This window comes from Lacisediminimonas profundi, assembly GCF_008831265.1.
Classification (GTDB): domain Bacteria; phylum Pseudomonadota; class Gammaproteobacteria; order Burkholderiales; family Burkholderiaceae_D; genus Lacisediminimonas; species Lacisediminimonas profundi.
In genome coordinates this window covers 739,777-766,015 of sequence record NZ_VTTH01000001.1, presented here as the reverse complement: position 1 = coordinate 766,015, position 26,239 = coordinate 739,777, and the positions used below count along the sequence as shown (strand labels likewise).

General features: G+C 63.9%; 24 protein-coding genes. 6 read left to right on the top strand and 18 right to left on the bottom strand.

Translation table 11 applies throughout. The features are described 5' to 3' along the window. The 6 genes from FVE66_RS03430 to FVE66_RS03405 all read right to left on the bottom strand — a co-directional run bounded on the left by FVE66_RS03430 (position 1) and on the right by FVE66_RS03405 (position 7,692). On the bottom strand, positions 1 to 1,398 hold the full coding sequence (locus FVE66_RS03430; protein WP_151445960.1) for a gamma-glutamyltransferase: 1,398 nt from the start codon (positions 1,396 to 1,398) through the stop codon (positions 1 to 3). Further along, positions 1,395 to 2,816, bottom strand: coding sequence for an aldehyde dehydrogenase family protein (locus FVE66_RS03425; RefSeq protein WP_151445959.1), 1,422 nt, complete (start codon positions 2,814 to 2,816; stop codon positions 1,395 to 1,397). Before FVE66_RS03425 ends, FVE66_RS03430 begins: the two co-directional genes overlap by 4 nt. 28 nt (positions 2,817 to 2,844) lie before the next feature. Then, positions 2,845 to 3,915, bottom strand: coding sequence for a DODA-type extradiol aromatic ring-opening family dioxygenase (locus tag FVE66_RS03420; protein WP_161993176.1), 1,071 nt, complete (start codon positions 3,913 to 3,915; stop codon positions 2,845 to 2,847). 133 nt (positions 3,916 to 4,048) lie between these two features. Beyond that, positions 4,049 to 4,522: a (2Fe-2S)-binding protein gene (locus FVE66_RS03415; protein ID WP_151445957.1), complete on the bottom strand. Its 474-nt coding sequence runs from the start codon at positions 4,520 to 4,522 to the stop codon at positions 4,049 to 4,051. After that, the gene (locus FVE66_RS03410; RefSeq protein WP_151445956.1) at positions 4,519 to 5,343 is read right to left on the bottom strand and encodes an FAD binding domain-containing protein; all 825 of its coding nucleotides are present in this window, start codon (positions 5,341 to 5,343) and stop codon (positions 4,519 to 4,521) included. Before FVE66_RS03410 ends, FVE66_RS03415 begins: the two co-directional genes overlap by 4 nt. Before the next feature lie 3 nt (positions 5,344 to 5,346). Next, the gene (locus FVE66_RS03405) at positions 5,347 to 7,692 is read right to left on the bottom strand and encodes a xanthine dehydrogenase family protein molybdopterin-binding subunit (protein ID WP_161993175.1); all 2,346 of its coding nucleotides are present in this window, start codon (positions 7,690 to 7,692) and stop codon (positions 5,347 to 5,349) included. Between the two features lie 193 nt (positions 7,693 to 7,885). Between FVE66_RS03405 and FVE66_RS03400 the strand changes: the two genes are divergently transcribed. From FVE66_RS03400 to FVE66_RS03380, 5 genes are all read left to right on the top strand, one after another. Next, positions 7,886 to 8,572 (top strand): GntR family transcriptional regulator, encoded by a 687-nt coding sequence (locus tag FVE66_RS03400; protein WP_206668706.1) that lies wholly within the window; start codon positions 7,886 to 7,888, stop codon positions 8,570 to 8,572. A gap of 147 nt (positions 8,573 to 8,719) precedes the next feature. Further along, complete coding sequence (locus FVE66_RS03395) at positions 8,720 to 9,736, top strand: ABC transporter substrate-binding protein (protein ID WP_151445953.1); 1,017 nt, start codon at positions 8,720 to 8,722, stop codon at positions 9,734 to 9,736. After that, positions 9,737 to 10,513, top strand: a complete 777-nt coding sequence (locus tag FVE66_RS03390) for an ABC transporter ATP-binding protein (protein ID WP_151445952.1) — start codon at positions 9,737 to 9,739, stop codon at positions 10,511 to 10,513. Further along, entirely contained in the window at positions 10,513 to 11,277 is a 765-nt protein-coding gene (locus tag FVE66_RS03385) for an ABC transporter permease (RefSeq protein ID WP_151445951.1), read from the top strand. Before FVE66_RS03390 ends, FVE66_RS03385 begins: the two co-directional genes overlap by 1 nt. Positions 11,278 to 11,562: 285 nt before the next feature. Beyond that, positions 11,563 to 12,300: a hypothetical protein gene (locus FVE66_RS03380; protein ID WP_151445950.1), complete on the top strand. Its 738-nt coding sequence runs from the start codon at positions 11,563 to 11,565 to the stop codon at positions 12,298 to 12,300. Between the two features lie 99 nt (positions 12,301 to 12,399). On the opposite strand, the gene FVE66_RS03375 is transcribed toward FVE66_RS03380, so the two are convergent. From FVE66_RS03375 to FVE66_RS03335, 9 genes are all read right to left on the bottom strand, one after another. After that, on the bottom strand, positions 12,400 to 13,608 hold the full coding sequence (locus tag FVE66_RS03375) for a xanthine dehydrogenase family Fe-S subunit (RefSeq protein WP_241672992.1): 1,209 nt from the start codon (positions 13,606 to 13,608) through the stop codon (positions 12,400 to 12,402). After that, the gene (locus FVE66_RS03370) at positions 13,605 to 14,450 is read right to left on the bottom strand and encodes an FAD binding domain-containing protein (protein WP_151445949.1); all 846 of its coding nucleotides are present in this window, start codon (positions 14,448 to 14,450) and stop codon (positions 13,605 to 13,607) included. The genes FVE66_RS03375 and FVE66_RS03370 overlap by 4 nt, the downstream gene beginning before the upstream one ends. Then, entirely contained in the window at positions 14,447 to 16,813 is a 2,367-nt protein-coding gene (locus FVE66_RS03365) for a xanthine dehydrogenase family protein molybdopterin-binding subunit (RefSeq protein ID WP_151445948.1), read from the bottom strand. The genes FVE66_RS03370 and FVE66_RS03365 overlap by 4 nt, the downstream gene beginning before the upstream one ends. A 117-nt stretch (positions 16,814 to 16,930) precedes the next feature. After that, on the bottom strand, positions 16,931 to 18,019 hold the full coding sequence (locus tag FVE66_RS03360; protein WP_151445947.1) for a TRAP transporter substrate-binding protein: 1,089 nt from the start codon (positions 18,017 to 18,019) through the stop codon (positions 16,931 to 16,933). A gap of 286 nt (positions 18,020 to 18,305) precedes the next feature. Beyond that, the gene (locus FVE66_RS03355) at positions 18,306 to 19,736 is read right to left on the bottom strand and encodes an AtzE family amidohydrolase (RefSeq protein ID WP_151445946.1); all 1,431 of its coding nucleotides are present in this window, start codon (positions 19,734 to 19,736) and stop codon (positions 18,306 to 18,308) included. After that, on the bottom strand, positions 19,733 to 19,912 hold the full coding sequence (locus tag FVE66_RS03350; protein ID WP_151445945.1) for a DUF4089 domain-containing protein: 180 nt from the start codon (positions 19,910 to 19,912) through the stop codon (positions 19,733 to 19,735). Before FVE66_RS03350 ends, FVE66_RS03355 begins: the two co-directional genes overlap by 4 nt. A 1-nt stretch (position 19,913) precedes the next feature. Beyond that, on the bottom strand, positions 19,914 to 20,555 hold the full coding sequence (maiA, locus tag FVE66_RS03345; RefSeq protein ID WP_151445944.1) for a maleylacetoacetate isomerase: 642 nt from the start codon (positions 20,553 to 20,555) through the stop codon (positions 19,914 to 19,916). Positions 20,556 to 20,567: 12 nt separating this feature from the next. Further along, entirely contained in the window at positions 20,568 to 20,930 is a 363-nt protein-coding gene (locus tag FVE66_RS03340) for a hypothetical protein (protein ID WP_151445943.1), read from the bottom strand. Between the two features lie 45 nt (positions 20,931 to 20,975). Next, entirely contained in the window at positions 20,976 to 22,424 is a 1,449-nt protein-coding gene (locus FVE66_RS03335; RefSeq protein ID WP_151445942.1) for an amidase, read from the bottom strand. 111 nt (positions 22,425 to 22,535) lie between these two features. Between FVE66_RS03335 and FVE66_RS03330 the strand changes: the two genes are divergently transcribed. Further along, on the top strand, positions 22,536 to 23,021 hold the full coding sequence (locus tag FVE66_RS03330; protein WP_151445941.1) for a MarR family winged helix-turn-helix transcriptional regulator: 486 nt from the start codon (positions 22,536 to 22,538) through the stop codon (positions 23,019 to 23,021). A gap of 23 nt (positions 23,022 to 23,044) precedes the next feature. Here FVE66_RS03330 and FVE66_RS03325 read toward each other — a convergent pair whose 3' ends face one another. From FVE66_RS03325 to FVE66_RS03315, 3 genes are all read right to left on the bottom strand, one after another. Further along, entirely contained in the window at positions 23,045 to 23,560 is a 516-nt protein-coding gene (locus tag FVE66_RS03325) for an aromatic-ring-hydroxylating dioxygenase subunit beta (protein ID WP_151445940.1), read from the bottom strand. A gap of 27 nt (positions 23,561 to 23,587) precedes the next feature. Next, positions 23,588 to 24,880 (bottom strand): aromatic ring-hydroxylating dioxygenase subunit alpha, encoded by a 1,293-nt coding sequence (locus tag FVE66_RS03320; protein ID WP_151445939.1) that lies wholly within the window; start codon positions 24,878 to 24,880, stop codon positions 23,588 to 23,590. A gap of 89 nt (positions 24,881 to 24,969) precedes the next feature. Next, complete coding sequence (locus FVE66_RS03315; RefSeq protein ID WP_161993174.1) at positions 24,970 to 26,211, bottom strand: NAD(P)/FAD-dependent oxidoreductase; 1,242 nt, start codon at positions 26,209 to 26,211, stop codon at positions 24,970 to 24,972. Positions 26,212 to 26,239: the final 28 nt, after the last annotated feature.

The window sequence follows — 26,239 nt, the reverse complement described above, 5'->3', positions numbered from 1 at the left end:
TCAGTAGACAGCGCAGGCTTGCGCGTTGGTGCGGGGATCTGCGGCCGCCTGCAGCGAGCCGTCGGGACGTATGCGCATGAATTGCTGCACCGAGCGCATCGACAAGGGATCCACCATCCGCGCCTGGAAGCGGGCAACATCGATTGCCGCTCCCGGCTCGGCCGAATATTTTCCGCTGTCGTCGGTCGACCAGCGCGGACTGGTCACGACATCCTGCAGCGTAGCGTCTTGCAATAAGCGGGCCACGCTCTGCACGTTCCACGGCAACTGGTTGATGCCGCCTGGCGTGCCGCCGAAAGTGCGGCCATGCCGGTCCTCCAGCGCCCAGGCATGCAAGGTTGTTGGCGGCGTCTTGCCGGGCGCCGGCGCATTGGGCGATCCGGCAGGCGCCTGCAGGTCAAAGCCGCGCCCCGGCCGGTTGTTCAGCACCAGCCCGCTGGACAGCACCACGCCCGATCCGAAGCGCGGGAAGGAGTTGCTGTGCACGACCACAATCGCATTGCCTTCCTCGTCGGCCGCCGTTACCAGCGATGTTCCCTGGTCGCGGCCCTCGCGACCGGCGGCGCGGGCGGCGGCGCGAATTTCGGCCACCACCGTTGCCTGGTCTTCCTCGCCTGCGAGCAGGCGCTGCAGCACATCGCCCAGCAGTCCGCCATGCGTCGGTGCCGGCGTTGCAAACAAGCGCGCGCCATTTCCAAAGTCAGTGACCCGCGGCTCGACAATGCGCGCCGGCCGCACCTGCAAATCTTCTTGACGCAGGAAGCCGCCGCGGGCGGACAGTTCGCGCACCAGTTGCGCCCCGGCCGCACCGAAAAACAGCTCGCCGCCGGTGCGCGCGAATTCTTCCAGCAAGGCGCCCAGTCCCGGCAAGTGCAACCGGTCGCCGACCTTGGGCGCGGGTTCGGCCAGGTAGACGCAGTCGGGACTCCACTTGTGCAGCAGTTCACGCGACTCGGGCAGGTAGGACAGGCTGGTCCGGGTCCACCAGACCCCATTATTTGCAGCCGCCACCGCCGGCTGGACCAGACGCTCCAGCGGCAGGCGCGCCATCTTGTGCAAGCTCGCATAACCGTCCGGCGCACCCGGCACGCCGACCGAATTCGGCCCCAGCTTCTCCAGCGTGTTGGTGGCCAGGCTGGCGGCGCCCGGGCCGACCGAGAACAGCGCCTGCACCGGTCCGCCGCGCACCTGGAACAAGGCGATCACGTCGCCCGCCAGTCCGCATTTCATCGGCAGCGCCACGGTTTCGACGAAACATGCCGCCAGCGCCGCATCGAACGCGTTACCGCCCTGCGCAAACGCCTGCATGCCAGCGCTTGCCGATTGCGGCAGGGCCGCTGTCACGGCACGGCGGCCGTCGACGGTGCAGGCTTCCTGCAGACGGGCCAGTGTGCTCACAATTTGATCCCGGTGAATTTCAGCTGCGTCAGCTCTTCGATCGCATACTTCACGCCCTCGCGGCCGATGCCGCTTTGCTTCATGCCGCCGAACGGATACATGTCGAGCCGGAAGCGGCTGGCTTCGTTGACCCACAGCGAACCGACATCGAACTCTTCGGAGAAACGGAAGGCCGCCGACAGGCTGCTGGTGAACACCGCCCCCTGCAAGCCGAATGGCGAATCGTTGGCCAGCGCCAGCGCGTCATCGATGTCAGCCGCGGGCATGACCAGCGCGAGCGGTCCGAACACTTCGTCGGTCCAAAGCCTGGCATGGCGCGGAACATTGACCAGGATACCGGGGGAAACCGTTGCCTCGTCCTGCTTCGGCGTCAGCGCGCACGACGCCCCCTTCTCCAGCGCATCGACCACCATGCCCATCACCCGTTGCGCCGATTGCACCGACACCATCGGCCCGACGTCGGTGGCCGGATCGTGCGCGGGGCCGACCTTCAGCTTTGCCGCGGCAGCGACGAACAGTGCGGTGAAGCGCTCGATGACAGGCTGCTCGACGATCACGCGTTGCGCCGAGATGCATTGCTGGCCGCTGGCTTCGAAGGCTGCAGCGGCGATCTTGTTCGCGGCGTCGGCCAGGTCGGCATCAGCCAGCACGATGTTGGCGGCGTTGGAACCCAGTTCGGAAACGAATTTCTTGTTGCCGGCATGGCGCATCAGTATCTCGCCGCCTGCCGTGCCGCCGGTGAAGCTGACGGCGCGCACCAGCGAATGCCTGACCAGCGCCACTGCCGCGTCCTTGTCGCCGGTGACGACGTTGAACAAGCCCTGCGGCAGTCCCGCCTTCACCAGTTCCTCTGCCAGCAGCAGCGCGGCGCGCAGGCCGGCCGGGGCCGGCTTGGCGACCACCGCATTGCCGGCCGCGAGAGCCGGTGCCAGCTTCTGCACCAGCAGGTTGACCGGCGCATTGAAAGGCGTGATGGCAGCGACAACCCCATAGGGCACGTGGCGGGTAAAACCGAAATGGCCGGCGCCGGCGGCGACGGCATCGACCGGCACCACTTCGCCGCTCAGTTGCTGCACCGCTGCGGCGCAGGCGCGCGCGAACTGGGCGCCGCGACCGGCTTCGAATTTCGCGGCGCGCATCGGCTTGCCTACATCTTCGCAAATGATTTCTGCAAATCGCGCCGCGTTGGCTTCCAGCACCTGGGCCAGCAGGTTCAGCCAGACGGTGCGCTCGGCCAGCGTCGCGCGTTTGTGCCGCAAGAATGCCTGTTGAGCGGATTGGACCGCCGCGTCGATTACTGATTCGGCGCTTTCCTCGATTTCGAAGGCCGGCAGGTTTTTCTGCGGCTCCGTGAATACGAAGGCGTTGCCGCCAGCAGCAGCATGAGCGTCAGCAATCCACGAGGTGAGGCGATTCATTGGTATCGGTGTCCTGTTCAATGCGAATTCACTTCGCGGCCTTGCGCATGCGTTCCACGTGCATGTTGGCGAGAAATGGCGTCAAGGGATGGGCGCCCATCGCGACGAATGCCGGGAAATCCATCTTGATCAGCGCAAAGCGCTGCTCTCCGGTCAGCTGGTAACGATCCGCATACGCATCCGGGTTGGCGTGATAAGCCTGGCGCGCCGACTCGTCGTGCGCGATCGCATGCAGCGCCGACGTGATCTGCACCAGCTCCGGCCGGATATTCGGATAATGCGGCGTCACCTCGTCAGCCGGCGGCGACCACCAGCCTAGCGATGCGTAGTTGTGATGCCAGCTGGGATTCATCACCATCACGTCCGGCTTGCGGTCGCCCAGTGCGCCGGCAGCCATGCCCCAGCAACGAAGTTCGATGTTGCCGGTGTCGTCCAGTTGCTCGGCCGTATAGCCAATCAGCGACTTCAGCGAGCCGTCGCGCATGCGGTCCAGCACGCTGTTGTCGAACGCCAGGTCCGGATTGGAGTAGCGGTCGGTGCCGGGAAAATGGGACATCCCGCCGGAGGCGCAAACCACCGTGCGCAGCCCCAGCTTGGTGACGGCATTTGCCAGCGCATTGCCGAACGCATAGCAGCGCTCGATTGTCGGCTGCGGCGGCAGGTAGGCGTTAACATAGATCGGCAGCACCATGTCATCGGGTCCGACCCCAAGGTGGGCCAGCGGAATGCCGAGCGCGTAGTCGATCTCGGCCGTGCTGCTGAAGGCGGGGTCGAAACCGTTGCGATACAACTCGCGCACGATCTCGAACGAAATTTCGCTCGGGATCTTGTGCTGGAATGTCTTGCCCGCGAAAGTGCCCCTGGCCTCGCCGCCGGTGTGCAGGGTGAACGCCGGCGCGCAGTTGTGGAAGAACTGCTGCGCGTGGTCGTTGGCGATCATGATCCACAGGTCCGGCTTCAGCGCCCGCAACTGGCGGCCGATCTCCGCTGCAACGTCCTCTACCGCCTTGATGGTTTCCTTCGACTCGGTGTCGGGGCGGGTGAAGAATTGGGGGGCATGCGGCAACATTGCGCCGCCCAGCACTGTCGTTCTGTTCATCATTCTCTCCGGATTTGTTGTATCCCTGATCCCTGATCCCAGCCGGCCGCATGCGCAGCCTGCCTCGTTACTTGTCCTTGTGCTTGCCCTTGTCTTTGTTACTTTCTACTTTTTACTTATCACTTGTTACTTGCTACTTCTCTGGCAGCGTGTCAGCCACCGCCTTGATCGAGCGCACGATGCCCTGGTAACCGGTGCAGCGGCACAAGTTGCCGCTCATGTCGCAGCGGATCGTCTTCTCGTCGATCTTGCCTTTGCGGTTGAGAAGGTCCCAGGAACTGACCAGCATGCCGGGCGTGCAGAAGCCGCATTGCAGGCCGTGTTCTTCATGGAACGAGTCCTTCAGCCGCTGCATCAGGCTGTCGTCCTTCATCCCTTCCAGCGTGGTGATGGTGGCGCCATCCAGCGTTGCCGCCAGTGCGATGCAGGAACGGCCCGGCTCGCCATCGATCAGGATGGTGCAGGCGCCGCACACGCCATGCTCGCAGCCAAGGTGGATCGAGGTCAGGCGCAACTGCTCGCGCAGGAAATCGGCCAAGTGGGTACGCGGCTCGACTTCGCCACTGATCTTTTCGCCGTTGACAGTCAGCGTGATGCGCATGCTCATTTCTTCCTCAAGTCGTCGATCGCACGGCACACGGCGGTGCGGTGCAGCAAAATTTTCCCGGGCGTGAAGTCGCGGCCGGCGTCGTTCAGTTCATCCTCGACGATGGCGGCCAGCGCCGGGCCGGTAGCGCCGGCCAACAGCGCCTGCGCGGCCTGATCCAGCACCAGCGGCGCGCCGTCGACGGCGCCGGCGACAACTCGCGCACGCGCGCCATCCGACAGCGCCAGCGCGAAGGAGTCGGCGTATTCACCGGTCTTGCGCATCACCTTGTAGTAGCCCCAGCGTGCAGCCGGCGCGAGCTTTTGCAGTTCGATACCGGTCAGGAGTTCGTTCTCTTCCAGCGCAGTCATGTACGGCCCGACCACGAATCCGGACAGCGGCAGCACCCGTTTTCCGTTGGCGCTGGCGACATGGATCCTGGCGTCGAGCAGCATCCCGACCGTCAGCCAGTCGGCCGCGGGATCGGCCAGCGCGAGCGCCCCGCCTATGGTGCCGCGGTTGCGCACTGCCCGATAGGCGATCTGGCCTGCGGCATGCTGCATCAATCCGTTTGCGCAATCCGGCACGCGGCCATCCTCGAAGTCGGCATGACGCAGCATGGCGCCGTAGACGATGCTGTTGCCAAGGTCGTGCACTTGCTTCAGTTCCGCTATGCGCGACAGGTCGACCAGGGTGTCCAGCGGCGCCAGGCGCAGGTTCAGCATCGGCACCAGCGACTGGCCACCGGCCAGCGCGCGCGCCATGCCGGCGCCTTGCGCCAGCGCCTGCAGCGCCTGCTCCAGGCTGACTGCCTGGTCAAGTTCGAATTTTGCGGCTTTCATCGATCAGTTCCCCTTCCCTTGCACTGCGGCGATCGCAGCCAGCATGCGATCCGGCGTCAGCGGCGTCTCCGACATTTCCACGCCCATGCTGCGCAGCGCGTCGTTGACGGCATTGACCACCGCGGCCGGCGGCGCGATCGCGCCGCCCTCGCCCATGCCCTTGATGCCGAAGCGGGTATGCGGCGACGGCGTCTCCATGTGCAACACCTTCACATCCGGCACTTCGGTCGGGCCGGGCAGTATGTAGTCGAGGAAGGTCGAGGCCATGGGCTGGCCATTCTCGTCATAGGGGATTTCTTCATACAGGGCCGTGCCCAGTCCCTGGGCGACGCCGCCGACCACCTGGGCCTCGACGATCATCGGATTGACCATCGTGCCGCAGTCATGGCAGACCACATAGTCGAGTATCTCGATCATGCCGGTGCCGGCATCGACCGCGACCACGCAGGCATGGGTGGCATAAGAGAAGGCGCCGCTGCTGCGGCCCGGCTGGTAAACCGCATTGGTTTCCAGCGCCGGGTCTTCGCCCGGGGGCAGGCGCTCGGGATGCAGGTAGGCCGCTTCCGCCACCTTGGCGAACGAGATGCGCTTGTCGCCGGCAACGACATGGCCGTCCGCCAGCGCCACCGCTTCGACCGGCACCTCCAGCATGTAAGCGCCGATGCGGCGTATCTTCTCAGCCAGCGTGGCGCAAGCGGCCGACACGGCGCCGCCGGCCATGGTCATGCTGCGCGACGCAAAGGTGCCCATGCCGTACGGCGACAGCGAACTATCGCCATGGCGCACGGTCACGCACTCGACCGGGATGCCCAGCTCCTGATGCGCCACCTGGGCCAGCGTGGTTTCCAGCCCCTGTCCGTGATTCTGGATGCCGACCAGCAGGATCAGTTGACCATCCGGCGTGAAGCGCGCCTGCGCCGGCTCGAAGCCGAACACCACCGGCAGGCCGCGCGCGACCCACTCGGCGGTTCCGTGCGCAGATTGTTCCGTGTAACTGGCGACGCCCAGCCCGATCAAGCGCCCGTCCGTCTCCGGCGAGCGCTGGCGCTCGCGCACTGCGGCGACATTGATGCCGTCCATCGCCCGCCGTGCGCATTCCGGATAGTCGCCGCTGTCGTACAGCTTGTGCGTGGCCGACTTGTACGGCATGGCCGACGGCTGGATCATGTTCTCCAGGCGCACCTCTTCCGGCTTGCGGTTCACTGCACGAGCGACGGCGTCGATCAGGGTCTCGATCGCGAAGCAGGCGCCGGTCCGCCCCACCCCGCGGTAGGGACCGAGCGGGGATTTGTTGGTGCAAACAGTGATCGCGCGGCCATCATAGACAGGAATGTCGTAAGGCCCGGTCATGATGCCGCAGGACATGCCGGCCTCCATGCCTGCAGTCCACGGCCAGACCGAGTAAGCGCCGGCGTCGACCATCACGGTCGCCTCCACGCCCAGCACTTTGCCGCTGGCGTCTGCATAGGCGGTCAAGTCATAACGATGCTCGCGGGCATGCGGCGAAGCCACCAGGTGCTCGCGCCTATCCTCGATCCAGCGCACCGGCCGGCCCAGCTTCATCGCCAGCGCGGCGATTGCCAGTTCCTCGGGATTGAAATTGTTCTTGATGCCGAACCCGCCGCCGACGTCCGGCGCAATCACGCGCAGCTTGCTTTCGGCCAGCCCGAGCACCTGCGACAGGATGGTCCGGATCACATGCGGAAACTGGGTCGAGCTGTACACCACCAGCTCATCCATGCGGCGGTCGTAGTACGCCAGCACGCCGCGTCCTTCCAGCGACACGCCGGCATGGCGCGCCATGCGCAGCTTCTTCTTGACCGTGACGGCAGCGGCCTTGCGCACGCTGTCCATGTCGCCGGTTTCGATCCGGCTTTCCACGTACAGGTTGCTGTCCCAGTGCTCATGGATGCGCGGCGCGCCCGGCGCCAGCGATGCCTCCATGTCGGTCACGCACGGCAGTTCGTCGTAATCGACCACGCATTCCTGGGCGATGTCCTCGGCCTCGGCGCGGGTCTTGCCTACGCACATTGCCATGATGTCGCCGACGAAGCGCACCTTGTCCTTTACCAGCGCGTGATAGTCCGACTTGTTGAAGTTCGGCGCTGCGCTGACAGCGACGATCGGCTTGATCCAGTCGAAGTCGGCCGCAGTGAATACTGAACCGCGCCGGTGCTCAGGCACCTCGATGCCGCGGATGTTGGCATGCGCGACCGCGCTGCGCAGGAAATGCACGTCCAGCGTGCCGGGTATCTCCAGGTCAGCCAGGTATTCACCCTTGCCGTCCAGCAGCCGGCGGTCTTCCCGCCGCTTGACCGAAGCACCAACGCCTTGCGGCCTGTCGGTCACTGTTTTCGTTGCTCTCGCGTCCAAATTCCCACCTTGTTTTTTGCGTGTTCCCTAAGGAATTGCCCGAAATGTTGGTCGTATCGTATACGATATGCGAAGTGACGTGCCACAATTTTTGCGAAATAATGACAACCTGAAGCGAGCGCCGAAACGATCTGGATTCTGGCAGCGCAGCAGGCAACATGGAGATCTGATGGCAGCCGGCAGTACACGGACACCGCGCGCAATCAAGCGCGCCCCCATACATGAACAGATACTGGTCCAACTGCGGCAGGACATCATCCGCAACCGCTGGAAGCCCGGCGAGCGCCTGCCCGAGCCGGAGCTGTGCGAGGAATTCGGCGTCTCGCGCACGCCGATGCGCGACGCCCTGAAATTGCTGGAGGCCGAAGGCCTGATCGAATTGCGTCCCCATGTTGGTGCAGTGGTGACCCAACCCGGCCTGCCCGACCTGGAAGAAAAGATGCACGTGCTGTCCGCGCTGGAGCAAGCCGCGGCATCGCTGCTCGCCGCGCAAAGGCCGGCCCGGGTGATCGCCCAACTGCGCCGCCTGCACCGGGAAATGGTAACGGCGGCGAAGAAAGAAGATATGGCGCTCTACTACCAGCTCAACGACGACTTTCACCGTGCAATCGTGGAAGGCTCGGGCAACAAGACCCTGGCGCAGATCCACGAAAACATCATGTGGCATGTCTTCCGCGCCCGTCACATGGCCAATGAACACGAGCATTTCGACAGCTCGGCCGCGGGGCACCATGAAGCGATCGTCAGCGCCATCGCCGCTGGGCGGATCGAGGATGCGGAACTCGCCGTCAGGTCGCACCTGAATGACGTCAGCAAGGTAATGACACGATCAAGGAAAGGAAAAGTTGCGGCCTGAACCGCGATGATCCGGGCTGTGGATTTGTTCGCATTGACAGGCCTTCGATTTGCTTATATTTTCCGATAGTCAGTATGCTGAGCTGTTGGCATCGCTCTTGCATATCAACGCGAACCGATACCTTTCAACCCGACCAGGAGCATCCGGATGTCATCAGCAAAAGCCTTGCTTAGCGCAGTACTGTGCACCGTCACCCTCGCCTTCTCCGCTCCGGCCGCCGCGCAGAGCGTCGACAAGCTGAAGGTCCGTCTCGACTGGACGCCGTGGGGTGTGCAGGCGCCGTTCCACCTGGCGATGCAGAAAGGCTGGTTCAAGCAGGCCGGGCTGGATGTCAGCCTGGAAGACGGCAACGGTTCGGTCACGACCGTGCAACTGGTAGGCTCCAGCGACCAGTTCGACGTCGGCCATGCCGCACTGGCCTCGATGATGATTGCGCGTGACAAGGGTCTGCCGGTGAAATCGGTTGCCGTGTTCGCCCGTCAATCGGACGTCGGCCTGCTGGTGCCCAAGGGCGCCGGCATGAAAGGGCCGAAAGACCTGAAGGGCAAGAAAATTGCCTACACCACCGGATCGCTGGAAGCGCCGTTCATCGATGCATTCCTGGCAGCCGGCGGTCTCAAGCGCACTGATGTCGAACTGGTCAGCGTCGACGCCGCCGGCAAGGCAGCGACCTATGCAGCCGGCCGTACCGACGCCGCCTTCTCCACCATTCCATTCTTCCTGCCGGTGGTATCGGCCACCCGCCCCTCTGACGGCATCAAGTTTTCCGACTACGGCCTGAACATGCCCAGCTTCGGCCTGTTCGCTTCGGAAGAAAAGCTGAAAACCCGCGGCGACGCGATCATGCGCTTTGCCAGCGTCACGGCCGGCGCCTGGCAATACATTTTCGACGGTCATCAGGATGAAGCGGTCGACGCCATCGTCGCCCAGCGCCCGCAGGCCAAGCTCAACAAGACCGTATTGCGCGGCCAGATCGATGCGCTGAAGAGCCACTTCACCTCGGCCAACTCTGCGGGTCAGCCAATCGGCGTGCAGGTACAAGCCGACTGGGCTGAGGCAGTCAAGACCCTGACCGCCGCTGGCCTGATCAAGGCAGGCGCCGATCCAAAGCAATATTACGAAGCCAACATGGTCCGCCCCGACGTTTTCAAGAAGCTGAAATAAATGAGTAAAGCAGCAGTCAGCGCGCGCAACGTGCGCAAGCAGTACACCGGCGGCGTGCTGGCTCTGCAAGATATCTCGCTCGATATCGCGCCCGGCGAATTCGTCAGCATCCTGGGGCCCAGCGGCTGCGGCAAGAGCACCTTTTTGCGCTGCGTCGCCGGGCTGGAGGAATCCAGCTCCGGCGAATTGCTGGTGCAGAACCAGCCGGTGCAAGGGCCGCCGGACAACATCGGCATGGTGTTCCAGCGCGACGCCTTGCTGGAGTGGCGCACGGTCGAAAAGAACGTGATGCTGCCGATCGAGTTCAAGAAGAAGAAAGTCGCCGCCTACCGCGACAAGATGGCCGGACTGCTGAAGCTGGCCGGCCTGTCCGACTTCAGCCGCAGCTTCCCCGGACAGCTGTCCGGCGGAATGCGGCAAAGGGCGGCGATCTGCCGCGCCCTGATCGACGATCCGGCGCTGCTGCTGATGGACGAGCCATTCGGCGCACTGGATGCCCTCACCCGCGACCAGATGAACGTCGAGTTGCAGCGGATCTGGATGGAGATCGGCAACACCGTGCTGTTCGTCACGCACGGCATTGCCGAAGCAGTCTTTCTCGGCGACCGGGTCGTGGTGTTTTCGCCGCGCCCGGGGCGGATTGCCGAAGTGCTGACCATCGACCTGCCGCGGCCGCGCAAGCTGTCGGTACGCGAGACGCCGGAATTCGGACGCTATTGCACCCGTATCCGCGAGCTGTTTGAAGAGATGGGACTGATCGACGAAGGAAACCACTGATGAAGAAGATGTTCGATCACAGCCGCCAGGGCCTGGTCGCCTTGGTCTCCTTCCTGGTGGTGCTGGCGGCCTGGGAAGCACTGGTCCACCTGCTCAAGGTAAGGCCCATCATGCTGCCGCCGCCGTCGGCGATATTCAAGGAACTGATTTCCGAGCCCGTCTGGTATGCCGGGCATGCGTGGTACACGCTGCTCACGACCATGGCCGGCTTCGTGCTGTCGGTCGTGTTCGGCGTGGCGATTGCGATGCTGCTGGTCGGATCGCGCTGGTTCGAAAGCGCGGTCTACCCCTTGATCATTGCCATGAACAGCGTGCCCAAGGTGGCGATTGCGCCGCTGTTCGTGATCTGGATGGGCACCGGCGCCGAACCGAAAATTGCGATTGCCTTCCTGATTGCGGTGTTCGCGATCATTGTCGACACCGTGCATGGATTGCGCTCGGTGCCGGGCGACATACTGGACATGGGCCGGGTGCTGAAGGGATCGACGCTCGATTTCTTTTTCAAGGTGCGCCTGCCGTGCGCGCTGCCGTCGATCCTGACCGGCATGAAGGTCGCGATCTCGCTGGCGCTGGTCGGCGCCATCGTCGGTGAATTCGTGTCCTCGCAACGCGGACTGGGTTACGTGATCATGAGTGCGCAAGGCACTTTCGACACGGCCCGGGTGTTTGCGGCCATGTTCCTTCTGTCCCTCATGGGTATCGTGCTGTTCGGTGCGCTGGCATGGATAGAGAAGCGCGCTACGCCGTGGCGGGTGCCTCAGTAAGGCGCGCTCGGAGGCGCCGTTGCGCCTCCCTCACTGATATTCCTGTCGCCCGATTCCTCTTGCCTTGCCCGAACTTGCCCGAACCTGACCGTACTTTCCCGGTCAGGCAGAGGGCGTTCGCGTGGGGTGCTCGCCCGACACACACTTTCGCTTGGATGTTCGATAAGGGAACAATTGTGCGGACTTTGTTACTAAGTGCCCGTGTCGATAGCCGATGTGCCGCCTCTGGAACCTGACGCGTTCGCAAGCAGGTTCCGGCCACAATCCAGTGAACAAGAGGACCCGATGAACGTGAACCGAACTCCACAAGCGCAGCTTGGCGATCTGGTCGAAAATTTCAGGTCTGCATCCAACCATCAAAAAATAGAAGGCCTGGATCCCAACGCCAGCAGCCAGGCAAGGCTGATATTCGGGACCGGCAAGCACAAGTTCCCGGACATCACCGGAAACAGGACGCAAGCACGATCGAGTGTGGCTGACGCAATTGCCGATCTGCTCGAACAGGGCTCGAAGGCTGCTCCTGATGGCGCGGTGAAAACCATGATCGAGGCCGCCACTACTCATGTCAGGCAAAAGTCCGCGCAAGGTCGCGCGCTGCATGTGGGTGACGTCCGCGTCGCAGCGGAAGCTGCACTCGCTGTACTGGAACGTCAGGGCTTGAGTAGTTGGGATCGGGGCGAACGAGTCCGCTTTTACAATGAAAAAGGTCATGGGATTGAAGCCAGCCTGAAGGCGGACGAGAAAGTTGGCGCACTGAACAAGAAAGCGACGCCTGCCAACACCACTGCCGCAGCCAGCACAAGTGCCAATCCTGGTGGCCCGGGTATCAACACCCCGAAACGCGCACCGCCCGCCAAGCCACCCAAGCCCGCGCACCTCAGTGGCGGGCCTGCACCGCAGACTGCACGCAAGCTGCCGCCCCCGAAGCCAAGCGCATCCAAGCCGGTCCGAACCGTTCCGGGCCAGGTGGCCGCAACACCGGCTCCTGCGCCAAAAATGCCATCACCTGGCGCGGACGATTGAACATCGTTCGCGCATCCAGCGCGCATCTGGAACCGCGCGAAACCAATATGGTCGCTCCGGCCCGGTCAGGGGCAATGCTCAGGTCAAAACCCCCGGCACTCAATGTCGCCCGCGGATCCGCCCGACAATGACCTGCCACAACATCCCGAACAGCCCGATCTTCTGCACCGGCAACTGATCCGCACTGGTCCCACCCATGCTCGCATTCAGATTGCGTCCAAACTCCACAATCATCCTCGACACGAAATCCCGCACCAAGCCTGACCGCGAAAATTGTGCCAGCGGCCCCTGCAGCATGTGCTCCAGCGTGATGTCCACACGCGTGCGCTGCCCGCCATCGAGCGCTATCAAGCGATAACCCACATCGCCCTTTGCACGCGAATGACTGACCGTGTCCGTACCAGCGCCGCGCAGCATGCCCGCCTGCGCCTCATTGTCGCGCTCTAGCGTAGCCGCGCCGTTGAATGCAGCCGAAATCGGTCCGAACTTCACGGCGATACGGCCCTTGACCGAGGTGCCGTCAGCCTCCTGAACTTCCGCACCCGGCAAGCAGGCAGCCAGCGCCCGCACGTCGCCCATGAATTCCCACACCTGCTGCGGTGGAAAATCGACATCGAAGCTGCCCTGCATCGTCGACCAGCCGCGGCGGCTTTCGCCTGCGTCCTGCCCGGCCGCAGCCGGGGATGCCGTCGATGCCGTCGATGACACCGCAGCGGCTTCGCGCACGGTGAAAGCCTGCATGGCCGCCGGTTCGGCACGGGCCGCGACCGGCTCGGCCACAACTTGCTGGCCGTGCTCCGCCTTCACCTCGGCCAGTACCGACTGCACCGCCCGGACAATCCCGACATAGCCGGTGCAACGACACAAATTCCCCGACAGCTCCAGCCTGATGCGATGCTCATCGGCGTCGGGTATCCGGGTCACGATGTCACGCGCGGTCGCCAGCATGCCAGGCGTGCAAAAGCCGCACTGCAGTGCATGCTCCTGATTGAAGGCCTTCCTCAGGCGCGCCATCACCGGGTCTTCGTCATAGCCTTCAATCGTCGTCACGGCATGACTCTCGCAGGCGACTGCGTAGGTGATGCAGGAACGCACCGGCTTGCCGTCCAGCAGCACCGTGCAGGCGCCGCAGACGCCGTGTTCGCAGCCCAGGTGGGTGCCGGTCAGCCCGCACTGGTCGCGCACGAAGTCGCCCAGGTGGGTGCGCGGCTCGGCCAGGTGTTCCACCTGCTCGCCGTTGACTTGCAGCCGGACCAGCTTGCGCTGGGACGCTGCCGCCGCAGTCGGTATTTCGGGCATTGCGCTCATGATCTGTTTTCTCCTGCCAATTGTTGCAGGCAGCGCTTGACTGCCACCGCGAGTTGCCAGTTGCCGGCCTCGTCCTTGCCGGTTGCGACCGATGCCACTGCGTCGAGACAGGCTTGCTGCGTGATGGCGCTGCTTCCTTGCGCGGCCACTGCGCCGGCCAACTGCTGCAGAAGCGCCGGCGGGCCGTCGAGCGCGCCGATCAGCAGCCGGGCACTGCCCTGTTCCGGGTCGAACACCGCCGCCGCGCTGGCCTCGGCAAACTCGCCTGTCTTGCGGCAAAACTTCACATAGCCCCAGCGCATGCCGGCCGATAAGCGCGGCAGCAACACGCCAGTGAGCAACTCGCCTTCGGACAACGCGGTGGTGAATGCGCCCGACATGAAGTCCGACATCGGCACCACCCGGGTGCCGGATGCCGATGCCAGCTCCAGGCTGGCATCCAGCGCGTTCATGGCCAGCACCCAGTCGGCTGCCGGATCGGCATGCGCCAGGCTGCCAGCCAGGGTGCCTCGGTTGCGGATCGCGCGGTAAGCGATGCCGCCGGCGACATGCCGCAGCATCGCGGCCAGCGCAGGCGAGTCGCGCAGCAACTCGTCGAGTGCGCCGTCTTCGATCTCTGCATGCGTCATGGCGCCGCCGATGCGGTAGCCGCCGTCACGCTGTTCGCAGCGCCTGGCCTCGGCCAGCGTCGAAACATCGACCAACTTGCCCGGCCGCACCAGTCGCAGGTTCAGCATCGGACCCAGCGACTGCCCGCCGCCGATCGGCTTGGCGTTTGCCAGCAGGCGTAGCGCTTCAGCTGTGCTGCCAGCCGGCTGGTATTCGAATTGTGCCGCTTTCATTTTGCACCTCCGGCCGCCCTGGCCTTGAGCAATGCCGTAAGCAGGCGATGCGGTGTCAGCGGCGTTTCGGTCACTTCTGCGCCCAAGGGACGGATCGCATCATTGACCGCGCAAAAGATCACTGCCGGTGGCGCAATCGCACCGCCTTCGCCAACGCCCTTGATGCCGAACTCGGTATTGGGCGACAAGGTTTCCATGTGCTCGATGCGGAACGACGGCAATTCGGTCGGTCCCGGCAACAGGTAGTCCGCCAGCGTCGAGGTCAGGGGCTGGCCGTTGTCGTCGTACAGCGCCTCCTCGTACAAGGCGGTGCCTATGCCCTGCGCAGCGCCGCCGTAGGTCTGGCCTTCGACCACCATCGGGTTCACCAGCCGTCCGCAATCTTCCACGATCACATAGTCCAGTATCTCGACCTTTCCGCTCTCGGTATCGACCGCCACCACACAAGCGTGGGTCGCATAGCTGAATGCGCCACTGTCGACTTTCGGCTTGTAGCCGGTCGTCACTTCCAGGCCGGCAACGTCAACATCCTTGGGCAGGGTCTCGGGGCGGATATACCAGGCATTTGCGATCTCGCGCACGCTGACCCGGCGCTCGCCGGCAAGCACGTCGCCGCGATCCAGGGTGACCTCGTCCTCCGGCACCTGCAGCAGGTGCGCGCCGATCTTCTTCAGCCGCGGCAGCAGCGCCTTGCAGGCCTGCGACACGGCACCGCCGGACATCACGATCGAACGCGATGCATAGGTGCCGGTGGAAAACGGCGTGGTGCCGGTATCGCCATGCACCACCTGCGTGTTTTCAACCGGAATGCCGAGGATTTCATTGGAAATCTGCGCCAGCGTCGTCTCCATGCCCTGTCCATGCGAGTGAATGCCAACCCGCAGTTCCAGCCCGCCGTCCGGCGTGATGCGCGCCGCGGCCGAGTCAAAGCCCGGAACGATGGGCAGGCCCCAGGCCGCGAATACCGATGTGCCATGGGCCGACTGCTCGGTGTAGGTCGCAAAGCCAATGCCGATGCGGCGGCCGTCGGCTTCGCCTTTCTTCTGGCGTTCGCGCACTGCGCTGAAATGGATGCTTGCCACCGCGCGGCGCAGGCTTTCGGGGTAATCCCCGCTGTCGTACAGCTTGTTGGCGACGTTCTTGTAAGGCATGGCGGACGCGGGAACCAGATTGTCCATCCGCACTTCCCACGGCTCGCGCCCCACTTCGCGGGCAACCGCATCCATCAGCAGTTCAATTGCAAAGCACACGCCGGTGCGGGCCACGCCGCGATACGGCAGGAAGCCTGGCTTGTTGGTGGCCACGCATTCGGTATGGCAGCGATAGCCCTGGATCATGTAAGGACCCGGCAGGTTGCCGGTAGCCTGCCCCGGCTCCAGCCCGATCGTGAACGGCCATGCCGAATAAGCGCCGCCATCGATGATGATCCGCGCATCCAGCGCCAGTACCCGGCCGCGTTCGTCAGCGTAGGCAGTAAGGTCATAGTGGTGTTGGCGCGAGTTGGCGCCGGCGGTCAGGTGCTCGCGCCGGTCTTCTACGAAACGGAACGGCTTCTTGTGGGTCAGTGCCAGCCAGGCGATGCACAGCTCTTCCTGGTGCAACACGCATTTGTAGCCGAATGCGCCGCCGACGTCCGGCGAGATCACGCGCACCAGCGCCTGCTCGATGCCAAGGCATTCGCACAGGACGGTGCGGATCATGTGCGGCACCTGGGTCGAGGTGATGACGACCAGCTGGTTCAGCTGATGATCCCAGTACGCCAGCACCGCCTTGCCTTCCATCGGCGACATCACCTGCCGCGCCAGGTCAACCTTCTTTTTCACCACCACCGGCGCATTCGCGGCGTACTGTTCGAACTGGTTGTCGACGTCGAGCGTCAGGAACAGGTTGTCGTCCCATTCCTCATGGACGCGGGTGGCGGAAACACGCGCGGCGTGGGCGCTGACCAGTGGCGGCAATTCTTCCAGCTCGAGCCCGATCTGCTCGGCGATATCCTCGGCCTGGGCCCGGGTCGGCGCGAAGGCCATCGCGACCGGCTCTCCGGCAAAGCGTACCTTGCCGGATGCCAGCGGTGGATGAGCGGAACGTTTGTAGCCCGGCAATGTCGAGTCTGCGACGATATCCTGCGCACCCTGCATGTCGGCGCGCACCACCACCCGCTTCTCGTTGCCAGCCGGCCTGGTGATGCCGGCGATCCGGGCATGCGCGACAGGGCTGCGCAGGAACGCGACTTCCTGCAAGCCCGGCATGCTGAAATCGGCGACAAAACGGCCGCGTCCGTGCATGTGCCGCGCGTCTTCCTTGCGGGCGACGCGTGCACCGATACCGCCTTCGGTTCCGCTCGCTCCGTACATTTGTCCCATGTCTGCTGTCCCCTGTCGTGGCGCGCTTGCGCCCCTGCATGATGCAAAAATCGAGGCTTCAAGTAAAGAAGCCGGCCGACCGGCAAGCACCGGTACGGCCGGCCGAATGCCAACAGCTTACTTGCGAGTAACTGCCGCGAACGTGTAGTGGTCGAGGTAGTTGTCGGCCACCTTGAACCAGCTTGCCTCGTCGCGCTGGAATGACTTCCAGCCCGGATAGATGGCCTTGAAATCCGGATTCTTTTCAGCGAGCTCGTCGAACAACTCCATCGACGACTTGAACGCTGCATCCATCACGTCCTTCGGGAAATAGCGCAGCTTGGCGCCCTGCCCCAGCAGCTTCTTCAGCGCGTCCGGATTGCGGGCATCGTACTTGGCCAGCATCTTCATGGTCTGCTCGTTGGCGGCGCATTCGAACGCAGCCTTGTACAGCGGTGGCAGCGCTTCCCATGCCTTGGCATTGACCATCGTCGTGATCGATGCCGAACCTTCCCACCATCCCGGCGCGTAGTAGTTCTTGGCGACCTTGTTCAGGCCCAGCTTCTCGTCGTCGTACGGACCGATCCATTCAGCGGCGTCGATCGTGCCTTTTTCCAGCGCCGGGTAGATGTCGGCAGTCGGGATCTGCTGCGGCACCACGCCCAGCTTTTGCAGCACCATGCCGCCGAGGCCGCCGATGCGCATTTTCAGGCCCTTCAGGTCGGCGACCGACTTGATCTCCTTGCGATACCAGCCGCCCATCTGCACGCCCACGTTGCCGCAGACGAAATTGACGATGCCGTATTGCGCGTAGAGCTTGCGCAGCGCCGCCATGCCGCCGCCGTACTGGACCCAGGCATTGTGCTGGCGTGCCGACAGGCCGAAAGCCATGCCGGCGTCAAACGCCAGCGCGGTGTTCTTGCCGATGAAGAAGGACGACAGAACATGGTTGCACTCGACGGTGTTGTTGCTGACTGCATCCATGTTCTGGCCCGGGGGCACGATCTCGCCACCAGCGAACGCACGGATCTCGAAACCGCCTTCGGTCAGCTCGCTGATCCGCTTGCACATTTCCTCGGCCGAGCCGTGGATGGTGTCGAGGCTTTTTGGCCAGCTGGTCGACATGCGCCATTTGACCTGCTGCCTGGTCTGGGCCAGCGCTGGCGCTGCCAGGCCTCCCAGTGCTGCTGCTGCGCCTGCCTGTTTCAAGAACCCGCGTCGTTGCATGATCTCTCCTGGTTTTCGTTAGGGGACTTCCGGATGATTCTGAAGCGCTACTGAGAACTAACTTAAGCGTTATTGCAGGACGTGGAATACGTTTTCTTCGTATTCCAATGCACTGGAATTTGATCAGCGTACTGACTATAAATCCCATTGTCAACATTGCTCGCAAGGTGATTCTTCATAGTGCAGTGCGGCAGGAAAATGCACCGCCGTAGCGGGCATCCTCACCACGATGGAACAGTAACGGTGCAGCAAAAATGCAGGGCGCGTCAGCTCGCGCGCCCCTGCTTCATGGCGTCACGGCAGGCCGCGGCCGGAAATCCGCGGACAGCATCTCCAGCGCACGCCCGACCCGGAAGCACCAGTCCTCGCGCCATGCCGGCGCAATGATCTGCACCCCCACCGGCATCGCACCCTCAGGCCGGAATGGCGCAAGCACCACCGGCAGGCCGATGAACGAGATCGGCTGGGTCAGCATGCCCATGTGGGCGCGCGGGATCATCTGCTGGCTGCGTACCGTCATCGCGGTGGCGCCGATCGGCGTGGCCGAACGCGGCGTCGCCGGCGCCAGGATCACGTCGACCTCGTCGAACAACTGGTCGACCTCTTTCCTGAACCAGTCGCGGAATGCATGGGCGCGTGCCACCCACTCCGGCGGCGTAAATACCCCGGCCAGCAGGCGATCGCGCGACATCGGCTCAAATTCGCCGCCGCGCACCTGAAGTTGCGGCCAGTGCAAGGCACCTCCCTCGCTGGCGGTCATCACGAATGCCGCCGCGCGTGCCTGCGCCGCATGTTCCAGCGTCACTTCCCGATCCGTACCCAGCAGCGCAGCCGCGCGGGCAACGGCATGCCATGCCTGTTCTTCAGCGTTGTCCCGAAAATATCCGGTAGCGACCGCAATGCGCAGACCCCGTGTCAGCTCTTGCGCAGGCTGCCCGAGGACCGAGGAAACCGGCTCAGGCGGCCGTTGCGCGCAGGCCGGGTCCTGTGGATCGCCGCCCTGCATCGCGTCATAGGACAGGGCCAGGTCGGACAAGCTGTCCGCCAGCGCTCCCACATGATCCAGCGTATCGACGAAGGGGTAGCAGCCGCGGCGGGACAGGCGCCCGAATGTCGGCTTCAGCCCCCAGGTTCCGCACAAGGCAGCCGGCACGCGGATCGAACCATTGGTGTCGGAACCAAGCGCAAGCGGCACCAGCCCGGCGCCTACCGCGCTGCCGGATCCGCCGGATGAACCGCCGGCGATCGCATTCCTGTCATGCGGATTGCGCACCGGGCCGTAATGCGAATTTTCTGTCGTGAAGCCGTAGGCGAACTCATCCATGTGCAGCGCGCCGATGATGATGGCGCCGGCCTCCCGCAGCCGGTGGATGATGGCCGCATCGGCGCTCGCAGGCGGCGCGTCCCGCAACAGCTTCGAACCGGCGATGGTGGTGTGGCCGGCGACGTCGAACAGGTTCTTGACGGCGACCGGCACGCCGGCCAGCGGCCCCGGATCGCGCCCGGCAGCGACCGCCTGGTCGATCGCCCGCGCCTGCGCCATCGCCTCGTCGGCGAAAGTGGCGGAGAAGCAGTTCAGCCGCAGACCATGCACGGCGACCTGGACCAGCGTCTGCTCGACCACATCGACGGCACGCAAGCGGCCGGTACGAACCGCCGCCGCAATCTCGTGGGCCCGGCCCGGGGATGGCAGGGTTGCAGGCAGCGGCGCCGTCATTGCCGCACCAGCCCGCCGGCTTCAACCGGCAGCGCGTCGAGCTCGGCGATCATGCCATGGACCCGCTGCAGGTTCGCCAGCACGCCTTCGCGCCATTGCGCAGGCAAGCTCCATTGCCGCTGCTGCAGCGCCTGCTCCAGCAAGGCTTCCGCGTCGAAGGTGTCAGGGCTTGTCATGTCAGGTCTTGTCCGCCTGCGTGTTTGGCTCGGTAGTACGAACGCAGTCCAGCGCCTCGCAGTTGGCGAAGATGGCCATCAGGGTCGGATAGGGCTTCAGGTCGCAGTTGAAACGCATCGCGTTGTAGACCTGCGGCACCAGGGATACATCGGCCATCGTGAACTGGTCGCCCAGGCAGAACTTGCCGTGACGCTTCTGCGTCACCAGGAAGCTTTCCAGGCCGGTCAGTCCTTCACGGATCCAGTGCTCGTACCATTCCTGGCTCTGCTCCGGGGTCGCGTTCAGCGCGCTCTTGATGTACTTCAGCACGCGCACATTGTTCACCGGATGAATCTCGCAGCCGATGATTTGCGACACCGCGCGGACATACCAGCGCTCGTCGACGCCGGCCGGCATCAGCGGATTTTGCGGATACTTCTCGTCCAGCCATTCGATCATGGCCAGCGACTGCGTCACCACCGTGCCGTCGTCATCGACCAGCGCCGGCACCAGGCCTTGCGGGTTGAGCGCAAGAAATGCAGGGTCCTTGTGCGCCATGCCGGGCAGCGAGACGCCGACGGTCTCGTGCGCCAAGCCCTTCCATGCCAGCGCGATGCGCAGGCGGAAGGAGGTGGAGGAACGGAAAAAACTGTAGAGCTTCATTGGTCTTCCTGATCAGGGGTTGAGGATGTCGTGCGGCGTCGCCGACACGATTTCACCATAGTGTGGCACGAAGCCCCCGCCCTCGATCATGCCGACGAAGGCCGGCTTGATTTCCTCGGCCAGTATCTTGCGGATGCGCGCATGCTCCTCGATGTCGCGCCATTCCGCGATCAGCCAGAAATGCAGTGGGTCCTTCACGTCCTGGACCAGCACGCCGTCCTTTACCTGGGCAGCCGACTTGTGCATCGGATTGCCTTCCGAATAGTCGAACTGGTTGAACAGCTTGACGAACTCCTTCGGATCCACGCCCTGCTTGATGCGGAAGTCATATATATGAAAAAAATTGCCTTCGCTTGCGAGTGCTTCGACTGCCATGGTGCTTCTCCTTGTCGCGTTGAGCGGTGTCAGTGGGTGGGAGTGTCAGGATGATTGGGGTGCGCTCGGCCAGGGGTGGTTCGCTTCCAGCCATGCCGCCAGGCGGATCAGCAAGCTGTCGGCATACCAGGGCGCGGCGAACTGTATGCCCACCGGCAGCCCGGCTTCGGACAGGCCGGCCGGAATGCTGATCGCCGGATGGCTCGACAGGTTGAACAGGTTCAGGTACGGGATCCATTCCTCGCGCAGGTCGCCCAGCGCCTGGCCGCCAATCACGAGGGGCGCATCGACCGCATGCGCCGCCAGCACCGGCGGCGCCGACATCGTGGGCGTGGCGATCAGGTCGAACTTGCCGAACCAGCCCTGCACCATGCGGAAGATTTCGGTGCGCTTCTGTATTGCCGCCATCAACTGCGGCCCGGTGCAAGCGCCGCCTTCGGCGATGCCGCGCGCAAAGCCCGGCTCGATGCGGTCGCGTATTTCGTCCAGCTTCGCGAACCAGCGGCTGGCCCAGTTGGCCTGCTGCAGCACGCGCCAGGGAAGGCCGGGATTGTCGATCTTCAGGTCCATGTGCTCTACCGTGGCGCCGTCCGCTTGCAGCCGCGCCAGCACGCTGTGGCAGGCACGCTCGACTTCGGGATCGAGCGCCGTGTTGCCCGCCAGCGCCAGCCAGCCGATGCGCAGCTTCTTCGGCGCCAGCGGCTCGGCCGCGGCGGCCCGGGCCTGCGGATGAGCGACGCCCAGCGAATGCGGGTCGCTCGGATGCGGGCCGGCCAGCACGTCGAGGTACAGCGCAAGGTCTGCCGCGCGCCGCGTCATCAGCCCGATATGAACGAAGTTGTTGAACCCGTCCGGCACCTGGTTGTGCGGTATCACGCCTAGCGTAGGCTTGAGTCCCAGGATGCCGCAGCATGCGGCCGGCAGCCGGGTAGAAGCGCCGGCATCGGTCGCCAGCGCGAAGTCGGTCAGTCCCGCCGCCACGGACGCGGCGGCGCCGCCGCTGGAGCCGCCGGGCGTGTAATCGATGTTCCACGGATTGCGTGTCACGCCGCAGGAAATCGAATCGGTCAGCAGCTTGTAGGCAAATTCCGAGGTGGTGGTCTTGCCGACGATCACCGCACCTGCCGCCCGCAGCCGCTGCACGGCGACCGCGTCCGCAGGTGGCGTCTGCCCTTGCATCAGCGCCGAGCCCCACTGGGTCGGCATATCGGCGGTATTGATGATGTCCTTGACCGAGACCGGAACCGCATCCAGCAGCCCCGGCATGCGGCCAGCGGCAGCGGCGGTATCGAGCGCATCCGCCCTTGCCAGCGCCTGCTCCCTTGCCACATAGGCGAAGGCGTTGATCGCCGGCTGGGATGCTTCGATGCGCTCCAGCGTTTCCGTCACGATCGCGCGCGCAGAAAGAGCGCCGGACCTGAATGCAGCATTGGCTGCGGGAGTGAAATCAGGAGCCTGGCTGGCGGCGCCCGGTTGCTGCGGTTTGCTTGGCATTGGTGAATTCCGGTTAATTGCTCAGTATGCTAACTAATTTGGCGGCTGTCGGAAAGTCTCGGATTACAATGGGCTGGTTCTTTCATCGCGTCGTGTCGCCACGTTTCAGTCATGCCGAAAAAAAAATCCGCACACACCCCCGACCTTGAGATGCTGTCCGCGCGTCCCGGCTACCTGGTCCGCCGCCTGAACCAGATCCATTACGCGATCTTTTTCGAAGAGTGCAAGCAATTCAACATCACGCCGGTCCAATACGGCATGCTGACCGCGCTGTCGGTGACCCCCGGCATCGACCAGAAGACGCTCGGCCATGAACTGGGGCTGGACCGCACCAACACGGCGGACGTGCTCAAGCGGCTGGAGGATCGTGGCCTGGTGAAGCGCGTGCCCAGCGTTGTCGATGGCCGGGTCAAGAATGCATTCCCCACGCCCGAAGGCGAGAAGGTCACGCGCAAAATGTTCGACGCCATGGCTGCGGCGCAGGAGAGGCTGCTGGCGCCCTTGTCGGCGGCCGACCGCAAGAAATTCATGGAATTGTTGCTGGTGCTGGTGGAGTCGAACAATGAAGTGGGACGGGCGTCAATGAGGGCGTTCTAGCGGCCAACTGCAGCCGCTCGTCATCAAACCGGATAAACCACATCCGTCGCAATCATCGTGGTGTCGTACACCGCCTGCCGTTCCTTCAGCTTCAGCTCCCCACCCTCGCGCACGAAGCGGTCGTAGTAGCGTCCGGCCAGATGGATCGTGGTCGGACCTTCGACCAGGGTCTGCAGCAGGATGAAATTGCTCTGCGCAATGAAGCTGCCGTCCGGCTCCTGACGCATTACCCGCACATTGCCGCACAGGTGCAGCGTGGTGCGCGGCGCGAACATCTGGGTCCGTGAAATCGCCACCGCGCGATCGTGCAACATGGCACGGCCCTCGGCATAGACCAGACCGACCGGCAGGTTGGCGTCCGCGTTTTCGCGGGCGGTGACGCGATAGATCGCATCTTCCGTGAAAAAATCCGGCCACTTCTCGATATCGCCGCTGTCCAGCACGGCGCAATATTCGGTATTGAAATCTTCCACCGCGGCGCGCAGTTCGCGGCTGCTTGCACGGTCGATTTCCACCGCTTCGTATCCTGTGATCTTCATCGGCATATTTTCCTCGTTGGTTCTTTTCTACAAGCCCATGACTTCGCGGTAGTGACGGTACATGGCGCGGATTGCCGCTTCCGAAATCAGCGAATCGGCGCTGCCGATATTGCCCGGATCGAGCTTGACCACGCTGCGGTCGGTGCGCGAGCGGGTGATGCCCTCCTGCGCGAACTTGAGCGCCTCGTTGTCTTCCAGGCCAAGGAAGCCGGATGGCCCCATCAGGTTGCCCTGGCGCAGGCGGTGCCGCTTCATTTCCTCGGTGTCGTCTTCGTAACCGAACATGGTCCAGTTCATCACGAAGCTGTTGGGGCCGTTCGGCACGATGTGGCGCACGCCCAGCGTGTTCATCTCGCGCTGCACGATCAGGTTGGGCCAGATGGTCTGCATGGTCACCGACCACGGCGAATCGGTTTCCTTGATGTATTGCACCAGCCGCTCGTCCTGCAGTTTCATGCCCTCGTGGAACGAGCGCATTTCCTTCTTGGTGTCTTCGCTGACCTGAGCGTAGATGTCATCTTTCTTGGCCGACGCCATGGTGCCGTGAATGCCGTACTTGCTGTCTGCGATCATGGCCGACTTGTTGCCTGCCAGGACCAGGCCAAACACCACCAGGAAGGAATGCAGCAAGGTGGCGTGATACGGATCCTTCAGGTTCTCGTGATACATCTTCCAGTTGGCCGGCACCTCGTTGCGGTAGTAGCCATGGATCTGCAGCTTCTTGCCGTTGAAAACCGTGTCGAAATCCGTCAGGATTTCCGGCGTCAGGTAGTCTTCCAGCGGCTCCATGTCTGCGCAGTACGAAGCGAACACCACGCCATTTCGTGTGGTCACGTTCAACTGCTTCAGGCCATGATCTGCATTTTTGAAATCGCGCGGCATGCCACCGACGCGGTTGACCCCGCGCTTGAACGGTATGCCCTGCAGATCGCCTTTCAGGTCGTACGACCACTGGTGGTAAGGGCAGACGAATTCCTTGTTGTTGCCGTGGCTGTGACGGCAGAACTCGGCGCCGCGGTGCGCGCAGCGGTTCTCGAACACATGGATCGATCCATCTTCGGCGCGCGACACCACCACCGGGGTCGGCCCGACATTCGAGCGCTTGTAGTCGCCGGAATTGGGAATCTCCGCTTCCAGCGCGACGAAATTCCAGGTGCGGCCGTGGAAGATGCGCTCCACCTCGCGGGCATAGATCGCGTCGCTGGTATAGACCCAGTCCGGAATGAAATCCAGCCCTTCCTTCGGCCACACCAGCTCGTCGGCCTCGCCACGGTTCTTTTCTGCCGCCGTGCGGCCGAGTATTTTCTGGGATTCGTACATGGTCTGCTCCTGTTTGCCCCGATTCCTGCGTCCTGATTCCTGCGCCCTGATTCCTGCGCCCTGATTCCTGCGCCCTGATTCCTGTTTCCTCAGGCGGCCAGCGCCTGTTTCACGATCTCGCGCAGCGGCTTGCCGGCGTCCAGCAACTGATCCCGCGGCGCCTGCTTGCCCGCCTCCAGCAGATTGCGCAAGGGCCGCATGTCGGCGCCGTTGTTCACTGCCAGCACGTAACGCAGCCGATGTACCTGGTCGAAACCGAAGATCGAAAATTTTCCGCCATCCATTGCGCCGCGCACCTCGTATTGCAAGCCCGGCTCCGGCACCCCCAGCATCTGCAGGTTCATGCCAAGCTGGTCCGACCAGAACCACGGTATCAGGTCGCAATCAGCCGGCTTGCCCAGCATGGCCCTCGCCGCCACGGTGGCCTGCTCCTGCGCCATCTGCCATGATTCCAGCCGCACGCGGCGGCCCAACCAGCGGTTGTCCTGTGAAGCGCAATCGCCCGCAGCAAAAATATCCGGTGCCGACGTCCGGCCGGCCGGGTCGACGGCAATGCCGTTGTCGATCGCCAGTCCGCACGATTGCGCCAACTCGACATTGGGCACCTGCCCGATCGAGACCAGGACGAAGTCCGCCGCCAGCTCGCCACCGTCTGCGAACTGCACCGCCACGCCCTGCCCTGCCGGCTGTATGCCCTTGACGCCGGCGTTGCACAACACCTTCACTCCTGACGCCGCGAACTGTTCGCGCAGCCAATCGGCAAACAGGGCCGGCGCCGCCCGCCCGAGCAACTGGCTGCCAGCTTCGACCACCGTCACCTCCAGCCCTTTTTCACGTGCCACCGCGGCAAATTCGAGCCCGAGGAAGCCGCCGCCCAGCACGACCACGCGGGCACCTGGCACCAGCCGCTCGCGCAGGCGGCGGGCGTCGTCCAGTTCGCGCAGGTAGTACACGTTAGCCATTCCCTCCGGCACGCCCGGAAGCAGACGCACCCGGCCGCCAGTGGCGAGCAGGCAGCGGTCCCAGGGAATCTGGCCGCCGTCCGCGGTGTGGGCGACCTTGCCCGCCGGATCGAGATCCGAAACCCGTGTTCCCGGCAAGTACTCCAGTTTCAGGCCCTCGTGGAATTCGGGCTTGTGCAGAAAGATCCCCGGCTCCGACTCGGGGTCCGACAGCACCGACTTCGACAGCGGCGGGCGCTCGTAGGGCCGGTGCTGCTCGGCGCCAACCAGCACGATGCGGCCGGCATAGCCCTCGCCGCGCAGGGTTGCGGCAGCGCAGCCGCCTGCCTGGCCGGCACCTATGATAAGAATGGATTCTGGATCAGGCATTGAAATTTGGAAGTCCATGGCCGGCACG

Bases quoted from the DNA above. Each gene is read 5' to 3' on its own strand.
- FVE66_RS03380 (WP_151445950.1), top strand. From the start codon at position 11,563: ATGAACGTGAACCGAACTCCACAAGCGCAGCTTGGCGATCTGGTCGAA.
- FVE66_RS03395 (WP_151445953.1), top strand. From the start codon at position 8,720: ATGTCATCAGCAAAAGCCTTGCTTAGCGCAGTACTGTGCACCGTCACC.
- FVE66_RS03340 (WP_151445943.1), bottom strand. From the start codon at position 20,930: ATGGCAGTCGAAGCACTCGCAAGCGAAGGCAATTTTTTTCATATATAT.
- FVE66_RS03330 (WP_151445941.1), top strand. From the start codon at position 22,536: ATGCCGAAAAAAAAATCCGCACACACCCCCGACCTTGAGATGCTGTCC.
- FVE66_RS03385 (WP_151445951.1), top strand. From the start codon at position 10,513: ATGAAGAAGATGTTCGATCACAGCCGCCAGGGCCTGGTCGCCTTGGTC.
- FVE66_RS03360 (WP_151445947.1), bottom strand. From the start codon at position 18,019: ATGCAACGACGCGGGTTCTTGAAACAGGCAGGCGCAGCAGCAGCACTG.
- FVE66_RS03390 (WP_151445952.1), top strand. From the start codon at position 9,737: ATGAGTAAAGCAGCAGTCAGCGCGCGCAACGTGCGCAAGCAGTACACC.
- FVE66_RS03325 (WP_151445940.1), bottom strand. From the start codon at position 23,560: ATGAAGATCACAGGATACGAAGCGGTGGAAATCGACCGTGCAAGCAGC.
- FVE66_RS03425 (WP_151445959.1), bottom strand. From the start codon at position 2,816: ATGAATCGCCTCACCTCGTGGATTGCTGACGCTCATGCTGCTGCTGGC.
- FVE66_RS03365 (WP_151445948.1), bottom strand. From the start codon at position 16,813: ATGGGACAAATGTACGGAGCGAGCGGAACCGAAGGCGGTATCGGTGCA.
- FVE66_RS03315 (WP_161993174.1), bottom strand. From the start codon at position 26,211: ATGCCTGATCCAGAATCCATTCTTATCATAGGTGCCGGCCAGGCAGGC.
- FVE66_RS03335 (WP_151445942.1), bottom strand. From the start codon at position 22,424: ATGCCAAGCAAACCGCAGCAACCGGGCGCCGCCAGCCAGGCTCCTGAT.
- FVE66_RS03320 (WP_151445939.1), bottom strand. From the start codon at position 24,880: ATGTACGAATCCCAGAAAATACTCGGCCGCACGGCGGCAGAAAAGAAC.
- FVE66_RS03420 (WP_161993176.1), bottom strand. From the start codon at position 3,915: ATGAACAGAACGACAGTGCTGGGCGGCGCAATGTTGCCGCATGCCCCC.
- FVE66_RS03415 (WP_151445957.1), bottom strand. From the start codon at position 4,522: ATGAGCATGCGCATCACGCTGACTGTCAACGGCGAAAAGATCAGTGGC.
- FVE66_RS03400 (WP_206668706.1), top strand. From the start codon at position 7,886: ATGGCAGCCGGCAGTACACGGACACCGCGCGCAATCAAGCGCGCCCCC.
- FVE66_RS03370 (WP_151445949.1), bottom strand. From the start codon at position 14,450: ATGAAAGCGGCACAATTCGAATACCAGCCGGCTGGCAGCACAGCTGAA.
- FVE66_RS03410 (WP_151445956.1), bottom strand. From the start codon at position 5,343: ATGAAAGCCGCAAAATTCGAACTTGACCAGGCAGTCAGCCTGGAGCAG.
- FVE66_RS03375 (WP_241672992.1), bottom strand. From the start codon at position 13,608: ATGAGCGCAATGCCCGAAATACCGACTGCGGCGGCAGCGTCCCAGCGC.
- maiA (WP_151445944.1), bottom strand. From the start codon at position 20,555: ATGAAGCTCTACAGTTTTTTCCGTTCCTCCACCTCCTTCCGCCTGCGC.
- FVE66_RS03355 (WP_151445946.1), bottom strand. From the start codon at position 19,736: ATGACGGCGCCGCTGCCTGCAACCCTGCCATCCCCGGGCCGGGCCCAC.
- FVE66_RS03350 (WP_151445945.1), bottom strand. From the start codon at position 19,912: ATGACAAGCCCTGACACCTTCGACGCGGAAGCCTTGCTGGAGCAGGCG.